Here is a 24,991-nt window from a genome sequence, read left to right as displayed (position 1 = left end):
TTTCACGTCCGGAACTCCTTAAATTCAATGAGTGACAGCAACGGTCAAGAAATCTGTCCGAGGAAGATCTTCAGGCGCTCGTTCTTGGGATTGCCGAAGAATTCTTCCGGCGCGGCGGTTTCGAGGATCTCGCCGCGGTCCATGAAGATCACCCGGTCGGCGACCTGCCGGGCAAAACCCATTTCATGGGTGACGCAGAGCATGGTCATGCCCTCTTTCGCAAGGTCGATCATGGTGTCGAGCACTTCCTTGACCATTTCCGGGTCGAGCGCCGAGGTCGGCTCGTCGAACAGCATGATCTTCGGGTTCATGCACAGTGCGCGGGCGATCGCGACGCGCTGCTGCTGGCCGCCGGAAAGCTGGGCGGGATATTTTTCCGCCTGTTCGGGAATGCGCACCCGTTCCAGGTATTTGCGAGCGGTCTTTTCCGCCTCGACCTTCGAAATGCCACGCACCTTCATCGGCGCCAGCGTACAGTTCTCCAGGACCGTCATGTGCGGGAAGAGGTTGAACTGCTGGAAGACCATGCCGGTCTCCTGGCGGACGATATCGACGTTCTTGCCGCCGGCGGTCAGGTCATGGCCGTCGACGACGATTTTGCCCTTCTGGATCGTCTCCAGCTGGTTGATGCAGCGAATCAGCGTCGACTTGCCGGAGCCGGAAGGGCCGCAGATGACGATCCGCTCCCCTCGGCTGACCGACAGTTCGACGTCCTTCAGCGCGTGAAAGCCGCCATACCACTTGTTGACGCCTTCCATCCTGACGGCGAGTTCGGAAGTTCCTCGCGTGGCCGCGGCCGATGCGTTTGCGTTTACCTCAGTCATTGCGAGGAACTCCCTTTCGATCTCAGTTCTGGGCGTGGTCTGGTCTTACTTGGCGTTGGCGACGAAGTCCGGCAGCGGAGCGCCGAGCCACTTTTCATGGATCTTGCCGAGTTCGCCATTGGCCTTGACCTTGGCGATGAAGGCGTTGACAGCCGTCAACAGCTCGGTCGAACCCTTGCGGACAGCGATGCCCTGAACCTGCTGGCTAAGCTGCAGCTTCTGGGTGAACCGGCCGGGAGCTGCCTTTTCGATCTGGGCGGCGACAACGTTCGAGACGCCGATCAGCTGAACCTGGCCGGACAGCAGGGCCTGCACGGCGCTGGCATCGTCATCGAAACGCTGGATCTTGGCATCCTTCGGGGCGATCTTGGTGATGCCGGTATCCTGCGTCGAGGCGCGGGCGACGCCGATCGTCTTGCCGGACAGGTCTTCCGGCTTGGAGACCTCGGTCGCCTTGGCGCCGAACACGCCGATCGAGATGCCGGCATAGGGCTGCGAGAAATCGACGCTCTTGGCGCGCTCCTCGGTGATGCCGAGCGAGGCGACGAGCAGGTCGACCTGGTTGCTCTGCAGGTAGGGAATGCGGTTCGGGCCGGTGACCGGAACGATCTGCACCTTCACGCCGAATTCCTTGGCAAGCAGCTTTGCCACGTCGGCGTCATAACCGTCCGGCTCGTTCGAGGTGTTCATGATCCCGAACGGCGGGAAGTCGACCAGCATGCCGATCTTGACGGTGCCTGCGGATTTGATGCTTTCGACGGTCTGCGCCGATGCGGTGGAGGCGCCTGCGCCCATCATCAGGCCTGCGCCGATGACGGCCATAACCATGCGTCTGGAAAAGTTCATGTTCCTACCCTTTCTGTTGTGCCGGCTTTCCTCCCTCCGGCTCGGGTCCCGTCAACGTGCCGTTGCGCGGGAGAATCTGAGTTCCATGCGCCGTGCCAGCACCGACAGCGGCCAGCAGAGGACGAAATAGACCGCGGCTACCGTGCCGAACACCATGAACGGGCTGAACGTGGCGTTATTGATGATCTGGCCCTGGCGGGTGAGCTCGGTAAAACCGATGATCGCCGCAAGCGATGTGCCCTTGATCAGCTGCACCAGGAAGCCGACCGTCGGCGCCACCGCGATCTTCGAGGCCTGCGGCAGGACGATGTAGCGCATCCGGTTATAATAGCGCAGGCCGAGCGCGGTCGCGGCTTCCCGCTGGCCCGGCGGCACCGCCTCGATACAGCCGCGCCAGATTTCGCCGAGGAAGGCGCTCGCATGCAGGGTGAGTGCGACGGTTGCGGCAAGCCACGGATTGATGGCAAAACCGAGGATGTTCATGCCGAAGAACACCAGGAAGAGCTGCATCAAGAGCGGCGTTCCCTGGAAGACGCGGATGAAGCCGGTGGCGATCAGCCGTAGCCATTTCGCATCCGAGACGCGCATGAGCGCGATCAGCAGGCCACCGATGCCGCCGCCGGCAAAGGCAATCGCCGACAGCGCGATCGTCCACTGCGCCGCAAGCACGATGATCCAGAATTCGTTGATGCCGAAGGGTCTGATCAATGGCATGGTCAGGCTCCTATCGGCTCAACGGATATTTGAAGGCGGCTTTCTCGATCGCCGAGAAGATCGTCGAGAAACCGACCGACATGACGAGATACATCACCGTGATGACGATATAGACCTCGAAGCTCGCGAAGGTCTGCGACTGCAGATTGTTGCCGGCGGCGGCAAGGTCGTCGGCCGAGATTGCCGAGACGACGCTGGAGGTCAGCATCAAATAGATGAACTGGCTGGTCAGCGACGGATAGACGGTGCGCAGCGCCGGTTTCATGATGATGTAGCGGAAGATCTGCAGCTTCGAGAGGCCGAGCGCGGTGCCGGCCTCGATCTGCCCCTTCTGGATCGACTCGATGCCGGCGCGGATGATTTCCGTGCCGTAGGCGCCGAAATTGACGACCAGCGCCACCAACGCCGCGCTGTTCGGCGTCAGAAAAATTCCAAGCGACGGCAGGCCGAAGAAGATGAAGAAGATCTGCACCAGGAACGGCGTGTTGCGGATGATCTCGATATAGGCGTCGATGACCCAGCGCAGCGGCGCAATGCCCGAAGTCTTACCCGCGGCACAGGCGATCGAAACAATCAGGCCGATGATCATCGCCGCCACCGAAAGCTGGATCGTCAGCCAGGCGCCGAGCAGAAGCTGGTCGAAACCCGCAAATACGGGCTCGAAATTGAAATTGTACAACTTGGGACCTCCCCAATGATGTCGAAAGAACGCCACTCCTCTGCGGCGTCTGTTCATTTAGATCGATCTAAAAGCTTTCCGTCCGGACGTCAACCGAAAGCTAGCGGGATTGTTGCAAGGCCGAAATGGCGACCGGCCCGCAGGATTGACGGATATGCAAAACCGTTTCGTTCACAACCCTGCGAGGTGGGCGGATGGGATCGGCCAACCGGTCGAGGAGAAGCCGGGCCGCATTCCCGCCGATCGTCACTGGTCCGGTGGAAACGGATGTAAGCCTCGGCCGCATCGCCTCCGCGTCGGTCACGTCGTCGAAACCGATCAGCGAAAAATTCTCGCCGACCTTCAGGCCACGGTCGTAAAGACCGGCGGAAAGGCCGAGCGCGATCACGTCGTTGAAGCAGATCACCGCCGTCGGCTGTTCGCCCTCGCCGAAGAGGAGATGCGCGGCATCGGCGATCTCGCCGATCTGGATCGGCAGACCGACGATCATGTTCGGATCGAGCCCGCGCGATTGCATGGCATCGCAAAACCCCTCGATGCGCTCGCGATAGGCGGAATGGATCGGCCCGTGGACGGCAAAAGCGATCGTCCGGTGGCCGAGCGATGCCAGATAATCCACCGCCTGGCGCATGCCAGCCGCATAATCGGAACCGGCATAATCGACTTCCTCGGAGATTTGGCGGAGCACCTGCACCAGGGGCAGATCCCAGTCGGCGAGCTGGTGAAGGAACGCAGGTTCGGTGCCGGCCGCCGGGCAGACGATGACGCCATCGACGCCGTGCTCGCGCATCCGCCGCATCACCATGTCCTGCCGTTCGACGAGATCCCCGCTATTGGCCAGGATCACCACCATGCCGGCCGAATCGATCACCGCCTCGATGCCGGACAGCAGTTCGGCGAAGAACGGGTTCGTCAGATTGGGCACGATGACGCCGACGGTGTGGCTGCGCTCGGCCCTGAGCCGCGCAGCCCCCATGTTGTAGACATAGCCGAGCTCGCGCATCGCTTCCTCGACGCGCGCCCGCGTATCGGCACCGACCAGCGGGCTCTTGCGGATGACGAGCGAGGCCGTGGCGCGGGACACATTGGCGCGCCGCGCTACGTCGACAAGCGTCACCCGACTTTTCTTTTTGTCTTCGAATGGCATGATGTCATTTAGCAGAGGTGAAATCCGAATACCAGCGAACCACATGAACAATAAAAACAATAGGTTAGCCCTTGCGGATAACGCCGAAAAGCAACCAGCTTGCAGGGATATAAAAACGAGGATATTATAATATCCTCCAAAGGATATGCTCAGATGCCTCTCTACATCAAGGACCCAGAAGTCGACAAGCTCACGGAGGAGCTTGTGGGCCTCATCAAGACGTCCAAAGTAGACGCCGTGAAGACGGCGTTGAAGCACGAGATCGCCAGCCGCAAAGCCAGCTTGCCCATTCGCGACCGGTTGGCAAAATCTCTGGCGATGGCCCGCGCTGCGGGACCATTCGCACCCGGCGACCACAAGCGCGAGACCGAAGAAATGTGGGACGAAGACTGATGCTGTTCATCGACGCATCCGTGATCGTGGCTATCCTTGCGGAAGAGCAGGACCGTGATGAGTTGCTGGACCGTATCGGCCAGGATCCTGGCCCGTTCTATGTGTCATCCGTGGTGAGGATGGAGGCCTCGCTTTCGCTGACACGCCGCAAGGCTGGGGTAAGTGGCCGCGACAAGCCCGCCACCCCCGAAATGCTGGCGGAGTCTCGCCGTCTGGTGGACCAGTTCATTGCCGATCTGGAGGCTCGGGACATCATGATCAGCGGAGACGTGGGGACAAAGGCCCTGGATGCCGCCCAGGACTTCGGCAAGATCGTCAACCACCCCGCAAAGCTCAATATGGGAGATTGCTTCTCCTATGCCTGCGCAAAGGCGTACAGGACCAAGGTTGCCTATAAGGGCAACGACTTCGCCTTGACCGATATAGGCTGGTGAAGCCAGGCGGTTGAGCGCTCATCGGCGGGAGCGGCCCGGCCCCGTTTGGATTGGCGAAGGGGACGGTTGTCGCTGCGGATCCTCTATATCGCGTCGATGCCCCTGCCGCTATCTGCCTGCCCTACTGCCGGGCGGCAGCCAAGCCTTCCATCTCCATTAGGAAGGCGAATTCGCTTTGCAGCCCTGGCGAACAGGCAACCACCGGCCCGCCCCGTGAAAGCAGATCATCGAGCGGCGGCACGCCGACCGTTGCACCCGCTTCCGAAGCGATCAGTACGCCGGCGAGCATGTCCCAGGAGGAAAGGTGCCGTTCGTAATAGAGGTCGGAAACACCTTCGGCGACGCGGACGAGGCCGATCGCTGCGGCTCCCATGCGGCGGTAGTCGATTCCGCGCTCGTAGAGTTTGCGCGAGATGGCGAGATAGTCCTCGAAATCGGTGCGGCGGGAATGGCCGAGAATGGCGATCGCGTGGTTGGGATCGCTGGTCTTGGCGGCTGCGATCGGCCTGCCTTCCTTGAAGGCCCCCTCACCCTGGATCGCGTGGAAAACCCGGTCCTGCGCGGCGTCGTAGATCACGCCCACCAGGATTTCGCCGCCGGAGACGAACGCGATCGAGACGCCCCAGTGGCGAAAGCCCCGGATGAAATTGGTTGTGCCGTCGATCGGATCGACCACCCAGGTACCGCGTTCTCCGGAATGCCCCCCACCCTCCTCGCCCATGAAGGAATCGTCGGGGAATTCGCCGAGCAGTGCTGCGCGGATCGCTTCTTCGGCCCGTTTGTCGGCGACGGTGACGAAGTCCTGCAGGCCCTTGTTCTCGACACCGAGCGTTTCGGGAAGCGCTTCGGCGCGGAAGGCAGCGGCCTCCATGCCGACCCGGCGGGCGACCTCGATTGCGATCTTTTCGCGGGATTGCAGGGAGGAGAGATCGAATGCAGATACCATTTATGCACTTCTTCTTTTGATCAGCGTCACCGGCGTGAATTCCACCCGCGCGACCGCGTCCGGTTCGGACATGCGGCTGGTCAGGAGATCGATCACCTGTTCCGCCTGCACGTCGCAGGGCTGTACGAAGGTGGTGAGGTCATAGGCCGACCAGCTTGCCTGAGGGATGTCGTCATGGCCGATTACCTTGACCGAACCGTAGCTCCGGCCGGCCTTGGCGAGGCCATCAAGGACGCCGCAGGCCATGTAGTCATTGACCGAAAACACCCCGTCGATGCCGAGGTCAATCAGCGCCTGTGCCGCTTCGTGCCCATGGGCGTAGTCATTGATGGCAACCGGGATGAGCGGCGCATCGAGCCCGAGCATCTGGCAGCGGCTCTGAAAAGCCTCGGCACGGCGGCGCGAGGAATAGGAGACGGCGGTGCCGGCGATGACGGCAAGCTTCTTGGCGCCCGCTTCGACGAGATGGTCGACCGCGGTGTAACCCGACATCCGGTCATCGGAAACGACCCGGTCGACGAAAGGAAAATCCTCGCCCTTGTTGACCAAGACGATCGGCACGCCTTCGACCGCACATTCCTCGAAGATGTGCGAGGGTGGCGCGTCCGAGGTGATGATGACGCCGGAAACGGCGTAATGCAGCAATTGGCCGATGACGGTCGCGCTGTCCGCTTCCTTGGAAGTCGGCAGCAGGATCGGCCGGTAATTGCGGGCGATCAGCGCGCGGGCCAGATTTTCGAGCTGCTGGGTGCGGAACGGGTTGTCGAGGCCGGCCGCCACCAGGCCGACGAAATCGGACCGCTTGTTGGTGAGGCTGCGGGCGAGATAGTTGACCCGGTAGCCGAGCTCCTTGGCTGCCTGATACACCTTCTGCCGGGTCTTTTCCGAAACGCTGGCATCCGGCGTGAAGGCGCGCGACACGGCGGCGCGCGAGACGCCCGCCGCACGGGCGACATCGAAGGAGGTGACGCGCCGCTGCTCGCGGGACATGCCGCTCGTTTCCCTCGGCCGCATCAGGTCCGGCAGGTCGGTGCAGATGCCGAGCACCGGCAGGACCATGATATCCTTCAGGACGTCCGGCCGCTCCTCGTGCCAGAGCACGATTTCGTTGCCCTCGGCAAAAGCCCTGTCGATCAGGTCCTCGGTGACGAATTCCTGCGGCGTATCGCTCGCCTTTTCCCAGCACAGATGCAGGATGTCGGCGCCGGCCATCTCGCCTGCCGCATGCGGATCATGGCCGACGCGGATCAGCACGGAGAGCGGGTAGTCACAGCCGAGGTCGCGCAGTTCACGCACCTGCGCGGTATCGAAGGAACCGAGACAGGCGAAACGCTGATCCATATCCTTCAGGTGCTGCCAGCAGAGCGGACCGGTGCCCGGCCGTTTCAGTTCGACATAGAGGCCGCAACCGGTCTCCCGCCCCGAGCGCGGCGACTTCCGCGAAACTCGGCACATCCGGCACCGCCTCGCGCAGTTCCGCAAAAGTCATCTGCGAGATATGGAGGTCCTGCTGGAAGACCCGTTGCAGATGATCGTCATGGGAAACGACGACCACGCCGTCCGAGGTCATCTGGGTGTCGAGTTCCCACATTTCGGCGCCGAGCTCGGCCGCGCGGCGAAAGGCGGTGAGCGTGTTCTCCCGCTCGTGGCCGCTCGCACCGCGATGGCCAATGCAGAACGGCAGCCGGCCTTTGTTCTCGGGCCAGCCGTATTTCTGGAAGAAGGCGGAGAAGTCGCGCATCAGAGTCTCCATCACAATCTCTGTCCGTCTTCTGCAAAGACAAAGGTCGAGGCGCTGTCCAGGTTCCAGCGCACGCAGTCGCCCGGCTTCACATCGTCGCGCACCGGCTGGATCGAGCGCAGCACGGAGCCGTCCGGCAGAACGACATCGTATAGATTTTCGCGGCCTTGAGTTTCCGCAAACACGACCTTGCCTTCGACGGGCACACCGCCCGCCGTGCCGAAATGTTCCGGGCGGACGCCAAGGCTGAGCGCGGTGCCGTCCGCAATGCCAGAGACCGCGGCGAGCGGCAGGCGCAAACCGTTTTCACCCAGCACGAATGCTCCCTGCTGAGCCCGGCCCTTGAGGAAGGAGATCGGCGGATTGCCGAGGAAGCTGGCGACGAAGGACGTCCGCGGATCGTTATACATCTGCGACGGCGTGGCGATCTGGACGATCTCGCCCGATTTCATGATGGCGATGCGGTCGCACATCGACATCGCCTCGACCTGGTCATGGGTGACGAGGATGGCGGTGATGCCGGTTTCCTTCTGCAGCCTTCGGATTTCCGAGCGCATTTCGAGTCGGAGCTTGGCGTCGAGATTGGCGAGCGGTTCGTCGAGAAGCAGCACGTCCGGCCGGCGGATCAGGGCGCGGGCGAGCGCGACGCGCTGCTGCTGACCGCCCGAAAGCTGCGCCGGGCGCCGCCCGAGGAGATCGCCGATATGGACAAGTGCCGCGATATCCGCGACCTGCTTCTTGATATCGGCGGAGGCAACCCGCTTCACCATCAGCGGGAAGCCGATATTCTCCTCCACCGTCATATGCGGATAAAGCGCATAGGATTGGAAGACGACGCCGACATTGCGCTCCTGGCTCGGCAGATGGGTGACGTCCCGGTCGCCGAACAGGATGCGGCCCGAGGTCGGCCGGTGGATGCCGCAGACGGCAAACAGCGTCGTCGACTTGCCGCAGCCTGAAGGTCCGAGCAGTGCCAGCATTTCGCCGGAGCCCACTTCGAGATCCATGTCCTCGATGATCCTGGTAGAGCCGAAACTCTTGGAAAACTTGTCGAGCAGTATACGCATCAGCCCTTGGTGCCTCCGCCATAGATGTTCATGAGATGCTTCTGGAAGAAGACATAGAGGATCAGCACCGGCACGGCGTAGAAGACGCCGACGGCCTTGAAGGTGCCGAAATCGAAATTATTGTCGTCGATGATCAGGCCCGCCAGATAGACCGACAGGACCTGCACCTTGGCGCCCGGCGCCAGCACCTGCGGCAGGATGAATTCGCTCCAGCCGGTGAGGAATGAAAACAGCCCGAGCGCCATCACCGCCGGCTTGATCTGCGGCAGCACCAGCCGGCGCCAGACCGTGAAGCGCGAGGCGCCGTCCACGGTGCCAGCCATCTCGATCTCCCAGGGCACGGTGTCGTAAAAACCCTTCATCAGCCAGATGCCGAGCGGCAGGTCGATCGCCGCCTTCACCAGGATCACCCCGATCAGCGAATTGTAGAGGCCGATCCACTGCAGCACGATGAAGATGGCGATGATCAGTGTCACCGACGGAAAGGCGTGCAGCACCATGACGCCGGCGAGGAAAAAGCCGCGCGCCGGCACGTTGAGGCGAGATAGCACGTAACCCGCCATCGACGAGACCGTGAGGATGACGCCGGTGATGCAGCTTGCGAAGATGAAGGTGTTGAGCGTGACGAGCCAGATATTCGGCTTGCCGGTCTTGGTCTCCCAGAGGAAACTCCAGTGGCGCAGCGTGAACTCGTTCGGGATCAGCGAACCGACTTCCGTGTCGCTGATCGTGTCGATGAAGAGATAGGCATACATCACCAGCAGCGGCAGGCTGAAAAGGCCGAGCAGCAGGATCACGGGCAGGCTCGAGAAATTCGCCGAGGTCGTGTTTGACGAAATTTGCGGTTTTTCGGCCATGCTCAATCCTCGATCAGCGGCTTGGAGATCAGCGTGTCGTAGCGGAAGATACGCAGGTAGATGAGCGACAGCACGATCCCGACCACCACCAGCACCAGCGCCATGGCAGCGCCCAGCCCATATTCCAGGTTGCCGGTATAGTTGTTGAGCGCGGTGTGGTAGGCGGCGAGCGACCAGACTTCGGTCGCCCGCCCCGGCCCGCCGCGGGTCGAGAGGAGGATTTCGTTGAAGGAGGCGAGCAGCGACAGCGTCTGATAGCAGGTGACGAACAGGATCGGCCAGCGAAGCTGCGGCAGGATGATGTGGCGAACCTGCTGCCAACGGCTGGCGCCATCGACCTCGCTTGCATGGAACTGCGTCTGCGGGATCGCCTTGATGGCCGACGAGAAGACCAGCATGCCCATCGAAGCGCCGATGAAGCCGTTGATCAGGATCACGAAGAACCAGGCATTATAGGCGCTGTCGAGCAGGTAGTTCTTCGGCGGATAACCGAACTTGCCCATGAACATCGAGATGAAGCCGCTGTCCCAGGTCAGCCATTTCCACATCAACACGTAGATGACCACCGGCGTGATGCGCGGCAGCAACCAGATGGCGCGGAAGACGGATGCGGTCGAAGCCGGCATATAATGGGTGGTGATGGCGAGGAAGAGTGCATAGCTGACGTTGAAGACGAGCAGCGTGGTGGCGACGTAGAAGGCGGTGTTGAGGAAGATCGACGCCATGTCCGGCGAATTGCCGATGATCCGGAAGTTTTCCGTCGTCCACACCCAGCCGGTATAGGTGGCCTTGGCGACTGTCTCCTGTTCGGCTGGCGTCAGCGTGAAGCCGAGCTTCTTGAGGTTCGCCATCAGCTCGTCGCGGGTCTCGAAGCGGGTATTGAGAACCGAGCGGTTGAAGAGGTCGGAAATCTGCTTGACCTCGCGGGTCGAAGGCCTGTCCTTCAGCGCCTTGATCACCCGCTCCGCCTCGCGCCGCGAGGGAAAGACCTCGCCCATGTGGCTGGATCGCAGCTCGGCGGTGAATCCGGCCTTGAGCTTCAGTGCCTCCAGGGCAACGAGACCCTCTTCGTCGATGACGAAGCGCGGCTCGGCAATGCCGCCCGCAAGGTCCGGCATCTCGGTCTTCAGGCGGTTGACGGCACCTTGCGTGACCTGCCAGGCCCCGCCGGAAATGCCGGTCGCGGTGGTCATGTTGGTCATGGCGAAGATGGCGGTCAACACGACCGGCATCAGGAAAAACAGGAGGATCATGACCGCGGCGGGCGCGATCATCACCAGTCCAAGCGTTCGTGACGTTCGCATGGGTGAAGCCTTGGGAAACGGATGGGATGCGGGCGGCGGAGCGAGCGCCGCCCGCAGTTCGGGGCGAGGAGTTTCGCCCGGATCGGTTGGTGCCCTGTGTCAACCGGTGGAGGCACAGGGCACCTTGCTTCAGCGGATGATGATCGCTGCGCCGAGCGTCGACTTCAGCTCGGTTTCGGCATCGTTGACCGCGGCATCGGCGGTCTTGGCGCCGGTCCAGGATGCTTCGAGGTTCTTCCACATGATCGTCCAGTACTTGCCGAAATCAGCATTGTTCGGCATGGCGTTGGCGTGCGGCAGCAGACGCTCGGTGGCCTCGGAAGCCCAACGGTCGGCGGAATAAAGGTCGACCTTGGCTTCGGAAGGCGAGATGCCGAGATGGGCCGACTTGATCGCATGCAGCGCGTTGATGCGCGGTTCTGAGGCGATCTTGATCAGGTCGGCGGCGATCTGGGTCTCTTCGTCCGTATGGCCGGCCATCAGCAGGTAGGCGAGCGGATGGGTCAGCGTGTTGGGCTTGCCGCCTTCGCCGGCGGGCGTCAGCGTGAACTGAACGTTGCCGAAAAAGTCCTTCAGGCCTTCCTGGTTGACGAGGCGGGCATAATGCCAGGTGCCGCCGTGCCAGATGCCGGCCTTGCCGGTGGCGACTTCCTTCCACCACTGGTCGCCCGGCATGCCGATATGGTTCTTCTTGGTGACGCCGGCCTTCACGAGATCGGCGAAATACTGGTAGGTGCGCTTCATCGCGGCCTTGTCGAAGACGAGCTTGCCTTGCTCTTCTATCACGCCGCCGAAGGACGTGTAGAACTGCCAGTAGTCCGGGCCGTTATTGGTGCGCGGATAAAAGCCATAGCCCGCCTGGACGAGGCCCTTGTCCTGCATCTTCTTGGCGTCTTCGAGGACGTTCTTCAGGGTATATTCGCCCTTTTCGACCTTGGCCGGCAGAGCCTCGATATCGGCATCCGAATAGCCGATCGCCTTCATGTAAGGCTTCCAGAAGAAGAACGGGCGGGATTCGGCGTCCTGCGGAATGCCGTAAACGGTGCCGTTGAAGGAGGTGATCTCCATCAGGTTCGGATAGATGTCGCTGATCGGCCAGCTGTCGAGGTCGATGAACTTCTCGACTGGAACGATGAGGCCGGCCTGTGCCCAGGGGCCGATGTCTTCATGGCCGGTGGCGACGATGTTCGGAGCCTTTTTGGCTTCTGCGGCCAGCGTCAGGGCCTGCTTGAAGTCTTCCCAGCCGGAATAGGGCGTCTTCTGGACGATGATGTTGAGCTGTTCGCCGCGGATGGCCGCTTCGCGCTCGAGAATATCGGCAGCGATGTCGAACGCATCGGTGCGGTAGTTGTCGTTCGGCCCGGAACCGCCGGACCAGACGGAGATGGTGACATCCTTGGCGGATGCGAAGACCGCGGTCGAGGCGAAGAGAACGGCCGCGAGCGTGGCGGATTTGAGTATCGGAAGAACAGTCATGGTTTACTCCCCGAAGAGCGAAATGGCTTCTTCCGAACCCTGAAAGACCTGTCGGCCGGGGCTTGCGGAAGCGCTGAAGATCATCAACAGGAAGTGGTCTAGCGGCGCTCCTTAACACCGGGATGACAAAATGTACGCGTGTGCAAAATTTCTTCGAAGGACAGTTCTGCCGCCTGCTGGACCGAACCCTATGCCGCTTCGTTCGCGGAAGTGACCGTGACCCGGAGCCCGAGGGCCTTCAAGACGCCGAGCAGTGTGGAGAGCTTCGGATCTCCCTTATCGCTCAGCGCCTTGTAGAGCGCCTCGCGGGTAATGCCCGCTTCCTTGGCGACGGTGGTCATGCCCATGGAGCGGGCAACATCGCCAAGGGCGATCGAGATAAGCTTTGGATCGCCATCTTCGAAAGCCGCTTCGAGATAGGCAACGCGCTCTTCGGGCGTCTTCAGGTAGTCCTGAACGTCCCATTTCGTCGTTTCAATAGGCACTGTCATATCTCCTTCGCCATCTGTTTTGCTGAAGCGATGTCCTTGCTCTGGGTGCTCTTGTCACCGCCGCAAAGCAGAATGATGATCTCCTGGCCTTGCTGTATGAAATAGAGCCGGTAGCCGGGGCCGTAGGCGATACGGGCTTCGCTGATGCCTTCGCCGACAGGTTTTACATCCCCCAGATTGCCGATCTCCATACGGCGAATCCGCGTAACTATCCGCATTCGGGCGTTATGGTCGCGAAGTTCGCCGAACCACTTTGAGAAAGCTGCCGTTTTGCGGACTTCGATCATGTGTAATCTATAGTTCACAGTCTGCTGAAGATCAATCCACGCTACCGTTCCAGCGCTACCGTCTTGATCACCGCAAAAACCGGCTTTTCCAGCTTCAGGTCGAGCCGTTCGACGGAAAGCGCGGTGATGCGGGCGAGGACGATATCTCCGCCGCAGCGGATGCGGATGCGGGCCATGCCGTCGCCTTCGGGCTCGATCGCAGTGATTACGCCGTCGAGAATATTGAGAGCGCTCAAGCCCTCCGGCCGCTGGGTCGCGACCATCACGTCCCGTTCGGGGATATGCACGCGGACGCTCCGGCCTTCTTCGGCATGCGCATTCGGCACGACGATCTGCGCTTGTGCCAACCGGATCGTCGCCAGACGGTGCGGGATGTCGATTGCCTCGACGACGCCGGTCAGCACCGCGCCGGCATCGCGGCGGTCGGCCGACGGCAGCGACAGGACTTCGGACGGCGTACCGACCGCCTCGACCCGGCCGTCCTTCATTATCACCACCTTGTCGGCGAGCCGCGCCACTTCCGAGACCGAATGGCTGACATAGACGATCGGCGTCGAGGTTTCGTCGCGCAGGCGTTCGAGATACGGCAGGATCTCGGCCTTGCGATGGTCGTCGAGCGCGGCAAGCGGCTCGTCCATCAACAACAGGCGCGGCGCAGACAGCAGCGCCCGGCCGATCGCGACGCGCTGTTTTTCGCCGCCTGATAGCTTTCCCGGCCGCCGGTCGAGCAGCGCGCCGATCCCGAGCAGTTCGACGATGTGGTCGAAATTCTCCGGCGGCGTCGTCTTCGGCGCGAACCAGCGGCCGTAACCAAGGTTCTGGCGCACCGAGAGGTGCGGAAAAAGCCGGCCCTCCTGAAAGACGTAGCCGAAGCGGCGTCTGTGCTTTGGCACGAAGACGCGGTTCTCGGTGTCGAGCAGCACTTCGCCATCGACCATCAGCCGGCCACGGTCAGGCTTCGAGAGCCCGGCGATCACCCGCACCAGCGAGGTCTTGCCCGAGCCCGAACGCCCGAACAGAGCGGTGACGCCGCCTGCCGACGTAAAGCTCGCATCGAGCACGAATTCTCCCAGCGTCTGCTGTGCCTCGACGATGAGGGTCATTCGATATCGACCCTCCTGCCGACCAGATAGGCCATGAACTCGGAGGCAAGCAGCGCGGCGAAGGAAATGACGATTGCGACCAGCGTCAGCCGCATCGCGCCGGCATCGCCGCCTGGCACCTGCGTGAACGTGTAGATCGCCGACGAAAGGGTCTGGGTTTCACCGGGAATATTGGAAACGAAGGTGATCGTCGCGCCGAATTCGCCCATTGCCTTGGCGAAGGCGAGGATCATGCCGGCGATCACACCCGGCAGGATGAGCGGCAGGGTCACGGTGATGAAAACCCAGGCGGGACCGGCACCGAGCGTACCTGCGGCCTCTTCGAGCTTGCGGTCGACCGCCTCGATGGAGAGCCGGATGGAGCGCACCATCAGCGGGAAGCCCATGACGCCGCAAGCGAGTGCCGCGCCGGTCCAGCGGAAGGAGAGGACGATACCGAGATATTCGTTGAGAAAGGCGCCGATGACGCCGCGTCGCCCGAACAGGACGAGCAGCAGGAAACCGGTGACGACCGGTGGCAGGATGAGCGGCAGGTGGACGACGCCGTTCAGGATCGACTTGCCCCAGAATTTTCCGCGGGCGAGCAGATAGGCGACGAGAAGGCCGAACGGCAGGCTGACGATCATCGCGACGGAGGAAACCTTCAGGCTGAGCCTGATTGCGGTCCATTCCTCGTCACTCAGCACCAGCCAGTCCAAACGCCTGTCCCACCCGCAGCCGCGATGCAATATATCACCTTGGATATATCGAGACGGATCGGATGGCTAGGTCTTCGCGGGAAAGTTATCGGCAGCGTTCTGAAAAAGGCGGTGGGAGAGCGCCGGATTGACCGCTGCTCTCCCTGCACCATCGCATTCACAAGATGGATTGCCTCGGACGAAGGCCGTTAAGCCTTTGTCTCTTTGCGCGATTGGTTAGCGGTTGTCGCGGCTCGTATCGCCGAAGATCGACGGGTTTTCCTGGCGATCGTTGTCACGGATCTGAATGCCGCCGGTGCGGACGCCGTCTACATTACCGCCGTTGATCTGGGCGGAAGCATGCGTCTTCGAGGTGCCTTCATAATAGTCACCTTCGGCGAGAGCCGAGCCTGCGAAGGAAGCGGCGGCGATCATGGCGGCGATAGCGGAGATGGAAGTCTTCATTGTCCTAGTCCTTTTCAGAGTTCGTCCGGGGCTGAAGTTTGCGACCTGCCTGGCGGACGACATTCGGTATCTTGGATGAGCTGCGGTCAGCGATTGTCGCGGCTTTCATGCTTGAAGATCGGCTGATCGCCGCGATTGTCGTAGGTGCGGACCCGATCGATGCTGCCGGTCCTGACATTGTCGACCTTATCATTGGTCTGGGCGGCTGCCTGTCCCTTGGAGGCACCCTGATAATAATCGCCTTCTGCAAGAGCGACGCCAGCGAAAGAAGCCGAAGCGATCATGGCTGCGGCAAGCGTGGAAAGTACTGTCTTCATTATCGTATTCCTTGACTGAAACGGAGCCGCTTGGGATTCGGGTTCCGTCGAACGGTACACGGAAGCACGTTGTTTGCTTCCGGGCCTTGAGATGGGGGAGCGGGTCCAAGGTCGCTAGGGCATGATTTCCAAACGGAATGTTCGGGATTCGAGAACAAACAACTGCGTGAAGTCTGTTGAAATCGGAATCCGGCCGGGCTGAGCCGCACCAGCTCGCTCTCCAGAATGGCTTCGTCGGAAACGAAAAACGGCCCTGAAATGGGCCGTTTCGATGAGTTCGCTGGAGCTCTTATGGATTACTTCAGAACGATGAAACCTTCCTTTTCGAAAAACGGCGCGGCCCTGGCCGACTTCAGGTAGTCGAGATAGGCAGGCGCATCCCTGGACTTCGATTCCGACAGAATGGCGATTGGATAGACGATCGGCGGATGGGTGTCGGCCGGGAAGAAGCCGACGATGGTAACGCCCGGATCGGCCGCTGCGTCCGTCTGATAGACGATGCCGTAAGGCGCTTCGCCACGCGAGACGAGCGCGAGTGCTGCGCGTACGCTTTCGGCACTTGCGACGCTCTTTTCGACCGACGACCAGACGCCCAACTTTTCGAGTGCTGCCTTGCCGTATTTGCCGGCCGGAACCGCATTCGGCTCACCCATCGCGAGCCGTCCGCCTTTAAGCAATCCCGCGAGATCGAATCCCGGCCTGATGTCCACCGGATTGGCGGTATCCTTGGCGGCGACCAGCACGATGCGGTTGCCCAGCCAGTTGAACCGGGTATCGTCCTTGACGAGTTTCTTGTCGGAGACGTATTTCATCCAGTCGCGATCGGCTGAAATGAAGATATCGGCCGGCGCGCCGTTTTCGATCTGCTTGGCGAGCGTCGAGCTTGCCGCGTAGGAAACCGTGACTTGCCTGCCCTCCTGGGCGCCCCACGCCTTGTTGGCGTTGTCGAGCGCGTTCTTCATGCTGGCTGCCGCAAAAACAGTGACTTTTTCCTGCGCGGCGGCGGGAGCGGCGAAGGAGGCAAGCATTACGAAGGCGGCTGCCGCCGATGTCACCGCGAGCCTGATCCAGGAATGACGATCAATGTTCATGATTTCCTCTCTATAATCCCTCTCCGAGATATTCCATTGGATATCTCGGAGAGGAGGTTTTGGCCAGCGTTATATTCGGCCAAATATCTTGATGCGATTGGCAGGCAGGCTCAGATGCCGAGAGCCATGCCGTCCTTGCGGGGATCGGAGCCGCCCCTCAACACCCCGGTTTCCCAGTCGATCCAGATCGCCTGGGCGCCGCCCATCGCCGATTCCGGCGCCTTCACCTCGAAACCGCGCTTGATGAATTCCGGGCCAACTGTGTCGCGCAGCCGGGCTTCCATCTCGACCTGATTGGTGCCGGGCAGCGGGAAGAGGCGCGGCAGGTCGATGGCGCTCTGCAGGTCCATGCCGTAGTCGAAGACTTTTGAGAGGAAATGGGCGTGGCCCATGGCCTGGTACTGGCCGCCCATGACGCCGAAGGGCATGACGGCACGGCCGCCCTTCGTCACCATGCCGGGAATGATCGTGTGCATCGGCCGCTTGCCCGGCGCAATTGCGTTCGGATGGTCCGGATCGAGCGAGAAGCTGAAGCCGCGGTTGTGGAACATCACCCCGCTCTTGGGATCCATGTGGCCGCTGCCGTAAACGAAGAAGATCGAGTTGATGAAGCTGATGGCATTGCGATCGCTGTCGACGACGGAGAGATATATGGTGTCCTTGTGCGGCACCTCGTCGAACGGCGGCAGGTCCGCGATCGCCTTGTCGGGATCGATCATGCCGGCCAACTGCCAGGCAAGTTCGTCCGAGAGCAGGTAATCGACCGGCACGTCGACCTTGGCCGGATCGGCAAGGAAACGGTTTCGCGCCGCGTAAGCCAGGCGCGTTGCCTCGACCTCGATATGCAGCCGCTCGGGCGCCAGCGGATCGCCCTCGCCCGGAAAATGCGACAGGATGTTGAGGATCATCAGCGCGATGATGCCCTGGCCGTTGGGCGGGCATTCGTGGATTTCGTGGCCACGGAATGTCGTCTTGATCGGCGTTACATATTCGCCCTTGGCATTGGCGAAATCCTCCAGCGTATGCAGCGCGCCGATGCCGTTCAGGTAGCTCACCATGCCTTCCGCGATCGGGCCTCGATAAAAAGCGTCCCTGCCTTCCCGGCCGACAGCTTCCAGCGTATCGGCAAGTTGCTTCTGATACTGGATCGAACCTGCCGGCGGCGCCTTGCCGTCGACGAGGAAGACGCGGCTTGCGGCCGGGTCGTCCTTCAGGATCTCTGCCTGTGCGGCAAGATCGTGCGCGGTGCGCGGCGGCAGAACATAGCCGTCGCGCGCCAGCTTGACGGCCGGGGCGAGAATATCGGCCATTTTCATGCGGCCGTGATCGGTTACCAGCCGCGTCCAGGCATCCACCGCCCCCGGCACGGTGATCGTGTGCGGCGAGGTGCGGGTGAGGCTGGTGACGCCGAGCGAACGGAGATGTTCGACGGTTGCGGCAGCCGGGGCCCGGCCTGACCCGTTATAGGCCAGAACCTCGTCCGTGCCACTGAGCGAGAGGAGAGCGAAACAATCCCCGCCGATGCCAGTCGAGCCGGCTTCGACGACGCACTGCACGGCGCAGGCGGCAACCGCCGCATCCACGGCATTGCCGCCATTGCGCAGCATGTCGATGGCGGTGAGCGTCGCCAGCGGCTGTGAGGTGGCGGCCATCGCAGTGCGGCCGACTGCGAGCGAACGGCCGGGTAGTTCGAAGTCTCTCATGTCACTCTCATCACTGAAAAATCGGGCTCAAGACCCTGTGGCGGCTCAATATTCATCCTCAACAGACCATGCCGGGCAAGCGGCATCAAGCCGTCATGTGTTGATTTCCGAAAACCGGCCGCTTGCCGGGCTCAAGCTGCGATCTGCGAAATTCCCATCTTGCAGCCGGAGGCTTCAAGCGCCGCGCCGGCGACCTCCACAAAGAGGGTGCGAAACCATGAGGCACGGCTGTCCGCATGGTCGACGCGTCGGTAGAGCATGCTCACCGGCTCGGCCGGTAGGTCGATCGGCGGCAGGTCGATCGCCAGATTGTGAAGCTGGGCCATGCAGCGGGCGATCGATTCCGGAATGGTGGCGATGGCCGGCATGGCCCGTAGCGCCGTCGGCAGTGCCGAGAACCGCGGCACCGTCGCCACGACACTGCGGGTTTTACCGTGACCGGCGAGTGCTACGTCGATGCTGGTCGAAGAATTGCCCTCGAAGGAGACGGCGACATGTGGCGCATCGGCATAGGCGTCAAGGCCGAGCGGCGCCTTGAGCTTGATCTGCGCGGGGTCGTAGATGCAGACGGACGACTGGGTGAACAGCGGCGCGCGGACGTGCCAGGAGGGCGGCTCGCCGTGCACCGCGACGCTGAAATCGAAGGCGCCGTCGTCCAGCATGCGCGAAACGTCACGCCGTTCCGAGGCGACACCGATCAGCCGCGATCCAGGCGAGAGCTGCCGCAGACGGGCGGCGAGCGGGCCGAAGAAAGCCGATTCGAGATTGTCGCACATGCCGATGCGGAACTCGCCTTCCCAGCTTTTCGGGTCGAACGCGGCCGGCGGCCGGATCGCCCGTTCGATGTTCGAAAGGGCGTCCTCGATCACAGGCGCAATCGCCAGCGCCCGGGGCGTCGGCTGCAGGCCACGTCCGACACGTACGAACAGGTCGTCGTCCAGTGCCTCGCGCAACCGCTTCAAGGCCGCCGACAGGCCCGGTTGTCCGAGCAGCAACCGCTCGGCGGCGCGGCTGACATTGCGTTCCTGCATCAGCACCGCAAAGGCCAGAAGCAGGTTGAGGTCGATCTTTCGAAGGATAGCGTCATTCATCATCGCCAGTAATACGTGCCATGGCAATTATCAATTTGCAATAGGTCACGAAGATGGACAATTTCTCGTTCCTCTGCCGGCCCGGTTCGACCTCCCCGCTCCGGGGGCAGCATGAACAAGGATCAGAATCCCATGAGCAATCCTCAATTCCGAGGGGCTGCGGGGCTCGCATTGCTGCTGCTCTGCACCGCCAATTTTCTCGACGCGATGGATGTCTCCACAATCGGCGTCGCACTTCCCGCCATTCAGGCCGAACTCGGCATGCGGCCCACCTCCCTGCAATGGGCGGTCAGTGCCTATGTGCTCGGTTACGGCGGCTTCCTGCTGCTCGGCGGCCGGGTGGCCGACATTTTCGGTCATCGCCGCGTCTTCCTCTGGTCGCTGGCGATCTTCGCGGCGGCCAGCATCGCCGGTGGGTTCGTCGACAGCGGCCCGACGCTGATCGCGGCCCGGCTTGTCAAGGGCATCGCCGCAGCCTTCACGGCACCGGCCGCGCTGGCACTTCTGCTGGCGGTCTTCGGCGAAGGCCCACAGCGCGCCAAGGCGCTTGGCCTCTTCGCCTCCACCGGGGCCGCCGGCTTTGTGCTCGGCATGGTGCTCGGCGGCGCTGCAACGTTGATCAGCTGGCGGGCAACGCTGGTGATGGGCGCGCCGGTCGCAATCCTGACCCTGCTTCTCGCACCGATAGCCTTGCCGCTCGATGCGCGCCGAACCGGGCCGCGTCCCGGCTTCGACTGGGCCGGCGCAATCACCATCACCCCCGGTCTGCTGCTTTTCGTGTTCGGCATCACCAATGCGGCCTCGGCGGGTTGGGCCGATGTCTTCACCTGGGGTTCGCTCGTGGCAGCAATCGTGCTGATCCTCGGCTTCCTCGTCATCGAAGCCCGCCATAAAGACCCGATGGTGCCGCTGGCGATGTTCCGCCGCGCCAGGCTCACCCATGCCAATATCGTCGGCTTTCTCTATCAGGGCGCCTATATCGGCTTCCAGTTCACCGCGACGCTCTATTATCAGGACGTCTATGGCTGGTCGGCTTTTGCGACGGGCTTCTGCTTTGCCGGCGCCGGCGCCTTCGTGATGTTCCTGGCGCCTCGTTTCGCGACCCTTGCCCAGAACCGCGGCACAACCGGTTTCATGACGGCAGGCGTCGGACTGCAGGCGATCAGCTACATCTTCTGGGTCCTGTCGGTCGGCCATGTCGACCCGATCCTGCTCGTCATACTGTCGCAGATCCCGCTCGGCCTCGGCTATGCCATGACCTTCCCGTCCATCCAGGTCGCGGCCCTGGCCGATATCGAGGAGGACAAGTCGGGGCTTGCCTCCGGCATGTTCTTCGCCGCTTTCCAGATCGGCGGCGGGGTGGTGCTGGCGGCAACGTCTGCCGTGTTCAGCGGCGCTCCGACCTTCGGCTGGGAGCCCTATTCCGCAGCTGTCGCCTTCGTCGCGACGCTCGCCGTGCTGATCACCCTGATCGCGGCGCTCGGCCCGAAACCTTCTCCCGCTGCCGATCGATACCAGGCCGCCGAGTAGATCTGCTCTCACCCGCGCCGTCATCCGGCGCGGGTTCCGCTTAGCCTCGACCCGGCCGCAGATCGTTCCCGCGACAGCCGTATGTCCATTGCTTGCTTGCCGTCTGCCGGCTTTTGTCGGACAATTGATCAAAGCCAGGTAATTTGATATCAAACTATCTTGCCCCGCTCCTCCATTCCTACTAGTTTCCATATTGGGAGGAGTGCAAAAATGGCGGTGGAAACATCGACGCGGCCGGACACCCATGCGGCATCCGCGGAAAGCGAGATGCTTGTCCCAGCCATGTTCCAGAATCTGATCGGCTATCATCTGCGGGTGGCGCAGGAGACGTCCTTCCAGGCCTTTGCCAAGGCGGCCGGCAAGGCGGACCTGAAGCCCGGGTGGTATGCGCTTCTGACAGTGCTTGCCGAACGGGAAAGCATGACGCCGTCAGAGCTCAGCCGCATCTGCGGCCGCGACCGCTCAACGCTCACCTCCAGCCTCAAGGCATTGTCCCATCGCGGACTGATCGAACGACAGTCGAACCCCGACGACCAACGCAGCTATAGCGTCAGGCTCACCGAAAATGGCCGTCGGATGCAGGAGCAGCTGCACGCGATCGCGGTCGTCTACAATCGGCGTCTTGACGAGATCGCCGGTCAGGACAAGGCGGTGCTGATCGCAGTGCTCGGCCGGATCGCCGCGACCTTCGGCACGCCCCAGCATTCTTGAAGATGCCCAATGCGGTCGCTCGGCTTGCTGCGACGGTTTCTGGCCGGCGTGTCGCTCCGCCGGCCTTTCGCTATCAGCGCATCTGTCCTCAGAGGATATGCGTGCCGCCGAGGTTCTGCACCGCGCGGCGGGTCATCACCGCCACGAGATGGGCGCGGTAGTCGGCCGGCGCGTGCATGTCGCCCATCATCCGCGACGGGTCGATGGTGAGGCCCTCCAGCGCTTCGGCCGAAAAATTCACGGTCAGCAGCTCCTCGGCTTCGGTCCAGCGGAACACGCCCTCGTTGCCCGCACCGGTGATCGCGACGCGGATATGGCCGTCGCGATGTTTACTGACGAAGGCGGCGGCCATCGAATAACGCGAGGCCGGGTTGCGGAATTTTGCGTAGCCGGCGATTTCCGGGGTCTTGAACCCGACGCGGACGAGAATTTCACCGGGTTCCAATGCGGTCGTGTAGAGGCCCTGGAAATATTCCTCGGCAGGGATTTCGCGGCGGTCCGTATGGACGATCGCATCAAGCGACAGCACGGCGGCCGGATAGTCGGCTGCCGGGTCGTTATTGGCGGTCGAGCCACCGATCGTGCCCATGTGGCGCACCTGAACGTCGCCGATCGATCCGGCTAGGCCAGAGAGCGCGGGGATCGCAGCCTTGATCTCCTTGGACGCGGCGACGACGGCGTGCTTGGTGGCCGAGCCGATGATCACCCTGTCAGCGGTGACTTCGATGCCCGACAGCTCCGGAATGTTGCGCACGTCGATCAGGTGCGCGGGTGCGGCAAGCCGGCTCTTCAGCGTCGGGATCAGCGTGTGCCCGCCGGAGAGGTAGGAGGGCTCATCGGAATTGGCGTAGAGATCGACGGCTTCGGCAAGGGTCTTCGGCTTGTGGTAGGTCGTTGCGTACATGGCGTGATCCTCCCCGCTTATTCGGCCGCGACGGCATGTGCCGCGCGATGCTTCTCGGCGGCATCCAGCACTGCCTTGACGATGTTGTGGTAGCCGGTGCAGCGACAGATATTGCCTTCGAGTTCGTGGCGCACGGTATGCTCGTCGAGCATGCCGTCATGGCGGCGGATCATGTCCACCGAGGCCATGATCATGCCTGGCGTGCAATAACCGCATTGCAAGCCGTGATGTTCGCGGAAAGCCTGCTGCACGTCGTGCAGCTTGCGGCCCTCGGCCAGCCCCTCGATCGTCGTCACCTTCGAACCGTCGGCGGCGACGGCAAGCACCGTACAGCTCTTCACGGCCACGCCATCGAGATGGATGGTACAGGCGCCGCACTGGGTGGTGTCGCAGCCGACATGGGTACCGGTGAGACCGAGATGTTCGCGGATGAACTGCACGAGCAGCGTCCGGTCTTCGACCTCGCGCGTCTGCGGCGTGCCGTTGACGGTGATAGTGATGCGGGACATCAGCCCCTCCTGTTAAAAATCGGGCGGCGCGAGCCGCGATGGCAATAACGACGACGATGCCGCCGCGATATGGGGCATATGGCTGAAAGGCCGCGCGGCCGTTGCCGCAAACGCGACAGACGGTCCGGCAGCTTCGGGAGCCGCAGGGGAAATAGGTGCCGATGGTGCAGCTGACATGACTGGCGCGGCAACAGCCGCCGTCGCAATAGCCTCCGCTAATCCGGCATCGGCCACATGATCAACCATCACGCCTCGCATCGCAAGCTTTTCGAAGAACGCGTCGACGAGTTTTTTCGCAGCGGAATCAAGTGGCCACGAGCCCCGCGTTTCCGACCACGCATCGGCCGATCCGCTTGCCCGCGGGTTGGCGCCCATGCGGAACAAGATCGTGAGCCTCCCTGCGGCGGCGATCGAAAGCCGGCGCGTCGAAGCCGGCACCCGCCCGGTGGAAAAGGCCGTGGCCGAACACGTGCGAGCAATCGACGATCGCCGCATTGCGCCCGTCGGAAAGTGGCGTTAAGGCGTCGCAATAGATTGTTCAGGGAAAAGTCCCATGCGCCGCATCATCATCGCCATCACCGGAGCTTCCGGTGTCGTTTATGGCGTTCGCGCCCTGCAGCTTTTGAGGGAGGTCGAGGATGTCGAGACCCATGCGGTGATCTCGCCTTCCGCTTTCCGCACGGCGGTCGACGAGATCGACATGAGTGCCGAAGAGATCAAGAGCCTGGCCGACGTGCTCTATAATCACAAGGATATCGGCGCGGCGCTTTCCTCCGGCTCGTTCCGTACTGCCGGAATGCTTGTCGCACCCTGTTCGGTGAAGACGCTGAGCGGCATCGCCAACTGCTACAATGACGAGCTGATCGTGCGCGCGGCCGACGTCTGTCTGAAGGAACGCCGGCGCGTCGTGCTGTTGTTTCGCGAGACGCCGCTGCATGCCGGCCATATCGCGCTGATGGACCAGGCAACCCGCAACGGCGCAATCGTCATGCCGCCGGTGCCCGCCTTCTATTCGAAGCCCAACTCATTGGATGAAATGGTGACCCAGACGGTCGGCCGCGCGCTCGATCTCTTCGACATCCACCTGCCGATGGTCAAGCGCTGGAAGGACGGTCCTGGTTCACCCGGCCAGCAATGATTTTGTGCTCCCAATATCGACCCTAAAGGGCAGCGAGCGCATTTTCGATGACCGCGAGCGCCGCGGCGGTCTTCTCATCCGGCTCCGCTCCCCGGAAAAACCTCACGATGTTTCTGAGATTGCCAGCTGCATCGCCCGTTGAACCATCGGCTGCCATCAGCGCCTGTCCTTCGGACTCCAGCATCGCCAGCTCGATCTTTTCCGAACTGAGTTCGACACCCTTCACGCCGTTGCGCAAGGTTTCCGTCTCTTTGGTGGGGGCCGGATGCGGCCCGCTCTTCAACCGCCGGCGCACAGCGCGGAGCGGCTTCACCACCTCATTGCGCCAGTCTGCGACGAGGCCGTCGATGCGGGCAACCTCTGTTGGCGAAAGCGCCACGGAATTTTTCGCCAGCCAGGCGGAGAACAACAGCACCGGTACGTCGACGCCGCTTTCGTCCTGAAGCAGCAGGCAGGCTTCGCCGACACCCGGCGCACCATAAAGCCGCAATGCGAAATCCCAAAGTCCCTGCCCGATATCCGCAGCCATGCAGCCTCTCCATCGCC

Annotated in this window: 30 protein-coding genes and 1 pseudogene; 6 read left to right on the top strand and 25 right to left on the bottom strand. The window is 62.2% G+C overall.

Going from position 1 to position 24,991, the window contains the following annotated elements:
* Window positions 1-44 precede the first annotated feature (44 nt).
* The 5 genes from ACZ9IU_RS23460 to ACZ9IU_RS23440 all read right to left on the bottom strand — a co-directional run bounded on the left by ACZ9IU_RS23460 (window position 45) and on the right by ACZ9IU_RS23440 (window position 4,210).
* Complete coding sequence (locus tag ACZ9IU_RS23460) at window positions 45-758, bottom strand: amino acid ABC transporter ATP-binding protein (protein ID WP_040123893.1); 714 nt, start codon at window positions 756-758, stop codon at window positions 45-47.
* 111 nt (window positions 759-869) lie between these two features.
* Entirely contained in the window at window positions 870-1,670 is an 801-nt protein-coding gene (locus ACZ9IU_RS23455) for a transporter substrate-binding domain-containing protein (protein ID WP_040123894.1), read from the bottom strand.
* 51 nt (window positions 1,671-1,721) lie between these two features.
* A complete protein-coding gene (locus tag ACZ9IU_RS23450; protein WP_080719391.1) occupies window positions 1,722-2,378 on the bottom strand; it encodes an amino acid ABC transporter permease in 657 nt (218 codons plus the stop codon).
* 16 nt (window positions 2,379-2,394) lie between these two features.
* Window positions 2,395-3,063, bottom strand: a complete 669-nt coding sequence (locus tag ACZ9IU_RS23445) for an amino acid ABC transporter permease (protein ID WP_040123895.1) — start codon at window positions 3,061-3,063, stop codon at window positions 2,395-2,397.
* A gap of 100 nt (window positions 3,064-3,163) precedes the next feature.
* Window positions 3,164-4,210, bottom strand: a complete 1,047-nt coding sequence (locus ACZ9IU_RS23440; protein WP_040123896.1) for a LacI family DNA-binding transcriptional regulator — start codon at window positions 4,208-4,210, stop codon at window positions 3,164-3,166.
* 153 nt (window positions 4,211-4,363) lie between these two features.
* Here ACZ9IU_RS23440 and ACZ9IU_RS23435 point away from each other — a divergent pair, with 153 nt between their 5' ends.
* Window positions 4,364-4,603 carry a type II toxin-antitoxin system VapB family antitoxin gene (locus ACZ9IU_RS23435; RefSeq protein ID WP_040123897.1) on the top strand — a complete coding sequence of 80 codons (240 nt, stop codon included), beginning with the start codon at window positions 4,364-4,366 and terminating at the stop codon, window positions 4,601-4,603.
* On the top strand, window positions 4,603-5,037 hold the full coding sequence (locus tag ACZ9IU_RS23430; RefSeq protein ID WP_040123898.1) for a type II toxin-antitoxin system VapC family toxin: 435 nt from the start codon (window positions 4,603-4,605) through the stop codon (window positions 5,035-5,037). The genes ACZ9IU_RS23435 and ACZ9IU_RS23430 overlap by 1 nt, the downstream gene beginning before the upstream one ends.
* Window positions 5,038-5,158: 121 nt before the next feature.
* Here ACZ9IU_RS23430 and ACZ9IU_RS23425 read toward each other — a convergent pair whose 3' ends face one another.
* The 16 genes and pseudogenes from ACZ9IU_RS23425 to ACZ9IU_RS23350 all read right to left on the bottom strand — a co-directional run bounded on the left by ACZ9IU_RS23425 (window position 5,159) and on the right by ACZ9IU_RS23350 (window position 19,656).
* Window positions 5,159-5,983, bottom strand: a complete 825-nt coding sequence (locus ACZ9IU_RS23425; protein WP_040123899.1) for an inositol monophosphatase family protein — start codon at window positions 5,981-5,983, stop codon at window positions 5,159-5,161.
* Window positions 5,984-6,973, bottom strand: coding sequence for a LacI family DNA-binding transcriptional regulator (locus tag ACZ9IU_RS23420; protein WP_040125651.1), 990 nt, complete (start codon window positions 6,971-6,973; stop codon window positions 5,984-5,986).
* 15 nt (window positions 6,974-6,988) lie between these two features.
* A pseudogene (locus ACZ9IU_RS23415) lies at window positions 6,989-7,727 on the bottom strand (glycerophosphodiester phosphodiesterase); the annotation flags it as partial.
* A gap of 8 nt (window positions 7,728-7,735) precedes the next feature.
* Complete coding sequence (locus ACZ9IU_RS23410) at window positions 7,736-8,791, bottom strand: ABC transporter ATP-binding protein (RefSeq protein ID WP_040123900.1); 1,056 nt, start codon at window positions 8,789-8,791, stop codon at window positions 7,736-7,738.
* Window positions 8,791-9,648 carry a carbohydrate ABC transporter permease gene (locus tag ACZ9IU_RS23405; RefSeq protein ID WP_040123901.1) on the bottom strand — a complete coding sequence of 286 codons (858 nt, stop codon included), beginning with the start codon at window positions 9,646-9,648 and terminating at the stop codon, window positions 8,791-8,793. The genes ACZ9IU_RS23410 and ACZ9IU_RS23405 overlap by 1 nt, the downstream gene beginning before the upstream one ends.
* A gap of 2 nt (window positions 9,649-9,650) precedes the next feature.
* Complete coding sequence (locus ACZ9IU_RS23400; protein WP_040123902.1) at window positions 9,651-10,952, bottom strand: carbohydrate ABC transporter permease; 1,302 nt, start codon at window positions 10,950-10,952, stop codon at window positions 9,651-9,653.
* A 129-nt stretch (window positions 10,953-11,081) separates the two neighbouring features.
* Window positions 11,082-12,428: an extracellular solute-binding protein gene (locus ACZ9IU_RS23395; protein ID WP_040123903.1), complete on the bottom strand. Its 1,347-nt coding sequence runs from the start codon at window positions 12,426-12,428 to the stop codon at window positions 11,082-11,084.
* 188 nt (window positions 12,429-12,616) lie between these two features.
* Entirely contained in the window at window positions 12,617-12,913 is a 297-nt protein-coding gene (locus ACZ9IU_RS23390) for an addiction module antidote protein (RefSeq protein ID WP_040125653.1), read from the bottom strand.
* Between the two features lie 2 nt (window positions 12,914-12,915).
* Entirely contained in the window at window positions 12,916-13,206 is a 291-nt protein-coding gene (locus ACZ9IU_RS23385) for a type II toxin-antitoxin system RelE/ParE family toxin (RefSeq protein ID WP_040123904.1), read from the bottom strand.
* A 41-nt stretch (window positions 13,207-13,247) separates the two neighbouring features.
* Entirely contained in the window at window positions 13,248-14,309 is a 1,062-nt protein-coding gene (modC, locus tag ACZ9IU_RS23380; protein ID WP_040123905.1) for a molybdenum ABC transporter ATP-binding protein, read from the bottom strand.
* Window positions 14,306-15,007, bottom strand: a complete 702-nt coding sequence (modB, locus tag ACZ9IU_RS23375) for a molybdate ABC transporter permease subunit (RefSeq protein ID WP_040123906.1) — start codon at window positions 15,005-15,007, stop codon at window positions 14,306-14,308. Before modB ends, modC begins: the two co-directional genes overlap by 4 nt.
* Window positions 15,008-15,223: 216 nt before the next feature.
* Window positions 15,224-15,451, bottom strand: a complete 228-nt coding sequence (locus ACZ9IU_RS23370) for a hypothetical protein (protein ID WP_157885274.1) — start codon at window positions 15,449-15,451, stop codon at window positions 15,224-15,226.
* A gap of 86 nt (window positions 15,452-15,537) precedes the next feature.
* Complete coding sequence (locus ACZ9IU_RS23365; protein WP_040123908.1) at window positions 15,538-15,768, bottom strand: hypothetical protein; 231 nt, start codon at window positions 15,766-15,768, stop codon at window positions 15,538-15,540.
* Between the two features lie 296 nt (window positions 15,769-16,064).
* Window positions 16,065-16,859: a molybdate ABC transporter substrate-binding protein gene (gene modA / locus ACZ9IU_RS23360; RefSeq protein ID WP_040123909.1), complete on the bottom strand. Its 795-nt coding sequence runs from the start codon at window positions 16,857-16,859 to the stop codon at window positions 16,065-16,067.
* Window positions 16,860-16,969: 110 nt separating this feature from the next.
* On the bottom strand, window positions 16,970-18,562 hold the full coding sequence (gene ggt, locus ACZ9IU_RS23355; RefSeq protein WP_040123910.1) for a gamma-glutamyltransferase: 1,593 nt from the start codon (window positions 18,560-18,562) through the stop codon (window positions 16,970-16,972).
* 131 nt (window positions 18,563-18,693) lie between these two features.
* Window positions 18,694-19,656 (bottom strand): LysR family transcriptional regulator, encoded by a 963-nt coding sequence (locus ACZ9IU_RS23350; protein WP_040123911.1) that lies wholly within the window; start codon window positions 19,654-19,656, stop codon window positions 18,694-18,696.
* A gap of 129 nt (window positions 19,657-19,785) precedes the next feature.
* Between ACZ9IU_RS23350 and ACZ9IU_RS23345 the strand changes: the two genes are divergently transcribed.
* Together ACZ9IU_RS23345 and ACZ9IU_RS23340 are read left to right on the top strand one after the other, a co-directional pair.
* Window positions 19,786-21,183: an MFS transporter gene (locus tag ACZ9IU_RS23345; RefSeq protein WP_040123912.1), complete on the top strand. Its 1,398-nt coding sequence runs from the start codon at window positions 19,786-19,788 to the stop codon at window positions 21,181-21,183.
* Window positions 21,184-21,393: 210 nt separating this feature from the next.
* Window positions 21,394-21,894, top strand: coding sequence for a MarR family winged helix-turn-helix transcriptional regulator (locus ACZ9IU_RS23340; protein ID WP_051900255.1), 501 nt, complete (start codon window positions 21,394-21,396; stop codon window positions 21,892-21,894).
* Window positions 21,895-21,982: 88 nt separating this feature from the next.
* On the opposite strand, the gene ACZ9IU_RS23335 is transcribed toward ACZ9IU_RS23340, so the two are convergent.
* From ACZ9IU_RS23335 to ACZ9IU_RS23325, 3 genes are read right to left on the bottom strand one after another with little or no spacing between them, the layout of a single operon-like run.
* Window positions 21,983-22,798, bottom strand: a complete 816-nt coding sequence (locus tag ACZ9IU_RS23335; RefSeq protein WP_040123913.1) for an FAD binding domain-containing protein — start codon at window positions 22,796-22,798, stop codon at window positions 21,983-21,985.
* A gap of 17 nt (window positions 22,799-22,815) precedes the next feature.
* Window positions 22,816-23,307 carry a (2Fe-2S)-binding protein gene (locus tag ACZ9IU_RS23330; RefSeq protein ID WP_040123914.1) on the bottom strand — a complete coding sequence of 164 codons (492 nt, stop codon included), beginning with the start codon at window positions 23,305-23,307 and terminating at the stop codon, window positions 22,816-22,818.
* Between the two features lie 12 nt (window positions 23,308-23,319).
* Window positions 23,320-23,691: a hypothetical protein gene (locus tag ACZ9IU_RS23325; RefSeq protein ID WP_157885275.1), complete on the bottom strand. Its 372-nt coding sequence runs from the start codon at window positions 23,689-23,691 to the stop codon at window positions 23,320-23,322.
* Between the two features lie 4 nt (window positions 23,692-23,695).
* Here ACZ9IU_RS23325 and ACZ9IU_RS23320 point away from each other — a divergent pair, with 4 nt between their 5' ends.
* Together ACZ9IU_RS23320 and ACZ9IU_RS23315 are read left to right on the top strand one after the other, a co-directional pair.
* Window positions 23,696-23,827 (top strand): hypothetical protein, encoded by a 132-nt coding sequence (locus ACZ9IU_RS23320; protein ID WP_275452120.1) that lies wholly within the window; start codon window positions 23,696-23,698, stop codon window positions 23,825-23,827.
* A gap of 33 nt (window positions 23,828-23,860) precedes the next feature.
* Window positions 23,861-24,445: a UbiX family flavin prenyltransferase gene (locus ACZ9IU_RS23315; protein WP_040123915.1), complete on the top strand. Its 585-nt coding sequence runs from the start codon at window positions 23,861-23,863 to the stop codon at window positions 24,443-24,445.
* A gap of 22 nt (window positions 24,446-24,467) precedes the next feature.
* On the opposite strand, the gene ACZ9IU_RS23310 is transcribed toward ACZ9IU_RS23315, so the two are convergent.
* Window positions 24,468-24,974: a TIGR02444 family protein gene (locus ACZ9IU_RS23310; RefSeq protein WP_040123916.1), complete on the bottom strand. Its 507-nt coding sequence runs from the start codon at window positions 24,972-24,974 to the stop codon at window positions 24,468-24,470.
* Between the last annotated feature and the right edge of the window lie 17 nt (window positions 24,975-24,991).

It is taken from the genome of Mesorhizobium sp. USDA 4132 (assembly GCF_056279545.1).
Note: the sequence above shows the minus strand (reverse complement) of the source record. Positions and strands in the feature narration are given on the sequence as shown.

What these genes read in the sequence shown, in the direction of transcription:
- ACZ9IU_RS23460 (WP_040123893.1), bottom strand. Translation starts at nt 758, where the DNA reads ATGGAAGGCGTCAACAAGTGGTATGGCGGCTTTCACGCGCTGAAGGAC.
- ACZ9IU_RS23455 (WP_040123894.1), bottom strand. Translation starts at nt 1,670, where the DNA reads ATGAACTTTTCCAGACGCATGGTTATGGCCGTCATCGGCGCAGGCCTG.
- ACZ9IU_RS23440 (WP_040123896.1), bottom strand. Translation starts at nt 4,210, where the DNA reads ATGCCATTCGAAGACAAAAAGAAAAGTCGGGTGACGCTTGTCGACGTA.
- ACZ9IU_RS23435 (WP_040123897.1), top strand. Translation starts at nt 4,364, where the DNA reads ATGCCTCTCTACATCAAGGACCCAGAAGTCGACAAGCTCACGGAGGAG.
- ACZ9IU_RS23430 (WP_040123898.1), top strand. Translation starts at nt 4,603, where the DNA reads ATGCTGTTCATCGACGCATCCGTGATCGTGGCTATCCTTGCGGAAGAG.
- ACZ9IU_RS23425 (WP_040123899.1), bottom strand. Translation starts at nt 5,983, where the DNA reads ATGGTATCTGCATTCGATCTCTCCTCCCTGCAATCCCGCGAAAAGATC.
- ACZ9IU_RS23420 (WP_040125651.1), bottom strand. Translation starts at nt 6,973, where the DNA reads ATGTCCCGCGAGCAGCGGCGCGTCACCTCCTTCGATGTCGCCCGTGCG.
- ACZ9IU_RS23410 (WP_040123900.1), bottom strand. Translation starts at nt 8,791, where the DNA reads ATGCGTATACTGCTCGACAAGTTTTCCAAGAGTTTCGGCTCTACCAGG.
- ACZ9IU_RS23405 (WP_040123901.1), bottom strand. Translation starts at nt 9,648, where the DNA reads ATGGCCGAAAAACCGCAAATTTCGTCAAACACGACCTCGGCGAATTTC.
- ACZ9IU_RS23400 (WP_040123902.1), bottom strand. Translation starts at nt 10,952, where the DNA reads ATGCGAACGTCACGAACGCTTGGACTGGTGATGATCGCGCCCGCCGCG.
- ACZ9IU_RS23395 (WP_040123903.1), bottom strand. Translation starts at nt 12,428, where the DNA reads ATGACTGTTCTTCCGATACTCAAATCCGCCACGCTCGCGGCCGTTCTC.
- ACZ9IU_RS23385 (WP_040123904.1), bottom strand. Translation starts at nt 13,206, where the DNA reads ATGATCGAAGTCCGCAAAACGGCAGCTTTCTCAAAGTGGTTCGGCGAA.
- modC (WP_040123905.1), bottom strand. Translation starts at nt 14,309, where the DNA reads ATGACCCTCATCGTCGAGGCACAGCAGACGCTGGGAGAATTCGTGCTC.
- ACZ9IU_RS23370 (WP_157885274.1), bottom strand. Translation starts at nt 15,451, where the DNA reads ATGAAGACTTCCATCTCCGCTATCGCCGCCATGATCGCCGCCGCTTCC.
- ACZ9IU_RS23365 (WP_040123908.1), bottom strand. Translation starts at nt 15,768, where the DNA reads ATGAAGACAGTACTTTCCACGCTTGCCGCAGCCATGATCGCTTCGGCT.
- modA (WP_040123909.1), bottom strand. Translation starts at nt 16,859, where the DNA reads ATGAACATTGATCGTCATTCCTGGATCAGGCTCGCGGTGACATCGGCG.
- ggt (WP_040123910.1), bottom strand. Translation starts at nt 18,562, where the DNA reads ATGAGAGACTTCGAACTACCCGGCCGTTCGCTCGCAGTCGGCCGCACT.
- ACZ9IU_RS23350 (WP_040123911.1), bottom strand. Translation starts at nt 19,656, where the DNA reads ATGATGAATGACGCTATCCTTCGAAAGATCGACCTCAACCTGCTTCTG.
- ACZ9IU_RS23345 (WP_040123912.1), top strand. Translation starts at nt 19,786, where the DNA reads ATGAGCAATCCTCAATTCCGAGGGGCTGCGGGGCTCGCATTGCTGCTG.
- ACZ9IU_RS23340 (WP_051900255.1), top strand. Translation starts at nt 21,394, where the DNA reads ATGGCGGTGGAAACATCGACGCGGCCGGACACCCATGCGGCATCCGCG.
- ACZ9IU_RS23335 (WP_040123913.1), bottom strand. Translation starts at nt 22,798, where the DNA reads ATGTACGCAACGACCTACCACAAGCCGAAGACCCTTGCCGAAGCCGTC.
- ACZ9IU_RS23330 (WP_040123914.1), bottom strand. Translation starts at nt 23,307, where the DNA reads ATGTCCCGCATCACTATCACCGTCAACGGCACGCCGCAGACGCGCGAG.
- ACZ9IU_RS23315 (WP_040123915.1), top strand. Translation starts at nt 23,861, where the DNA reads ATGCGCCGCATCATCATCGCCATCACCGGAGCTTCCGGTGTCGTTTAT.
- ACZ9IU_RS23310 (WP_040123916.1), bottom strand. Translation starts at nt 24,974, where the DNA reads ATGGCTGCGGATATCGGGCAGGGACTTTGGGATTTCGCATTGCGGCTT.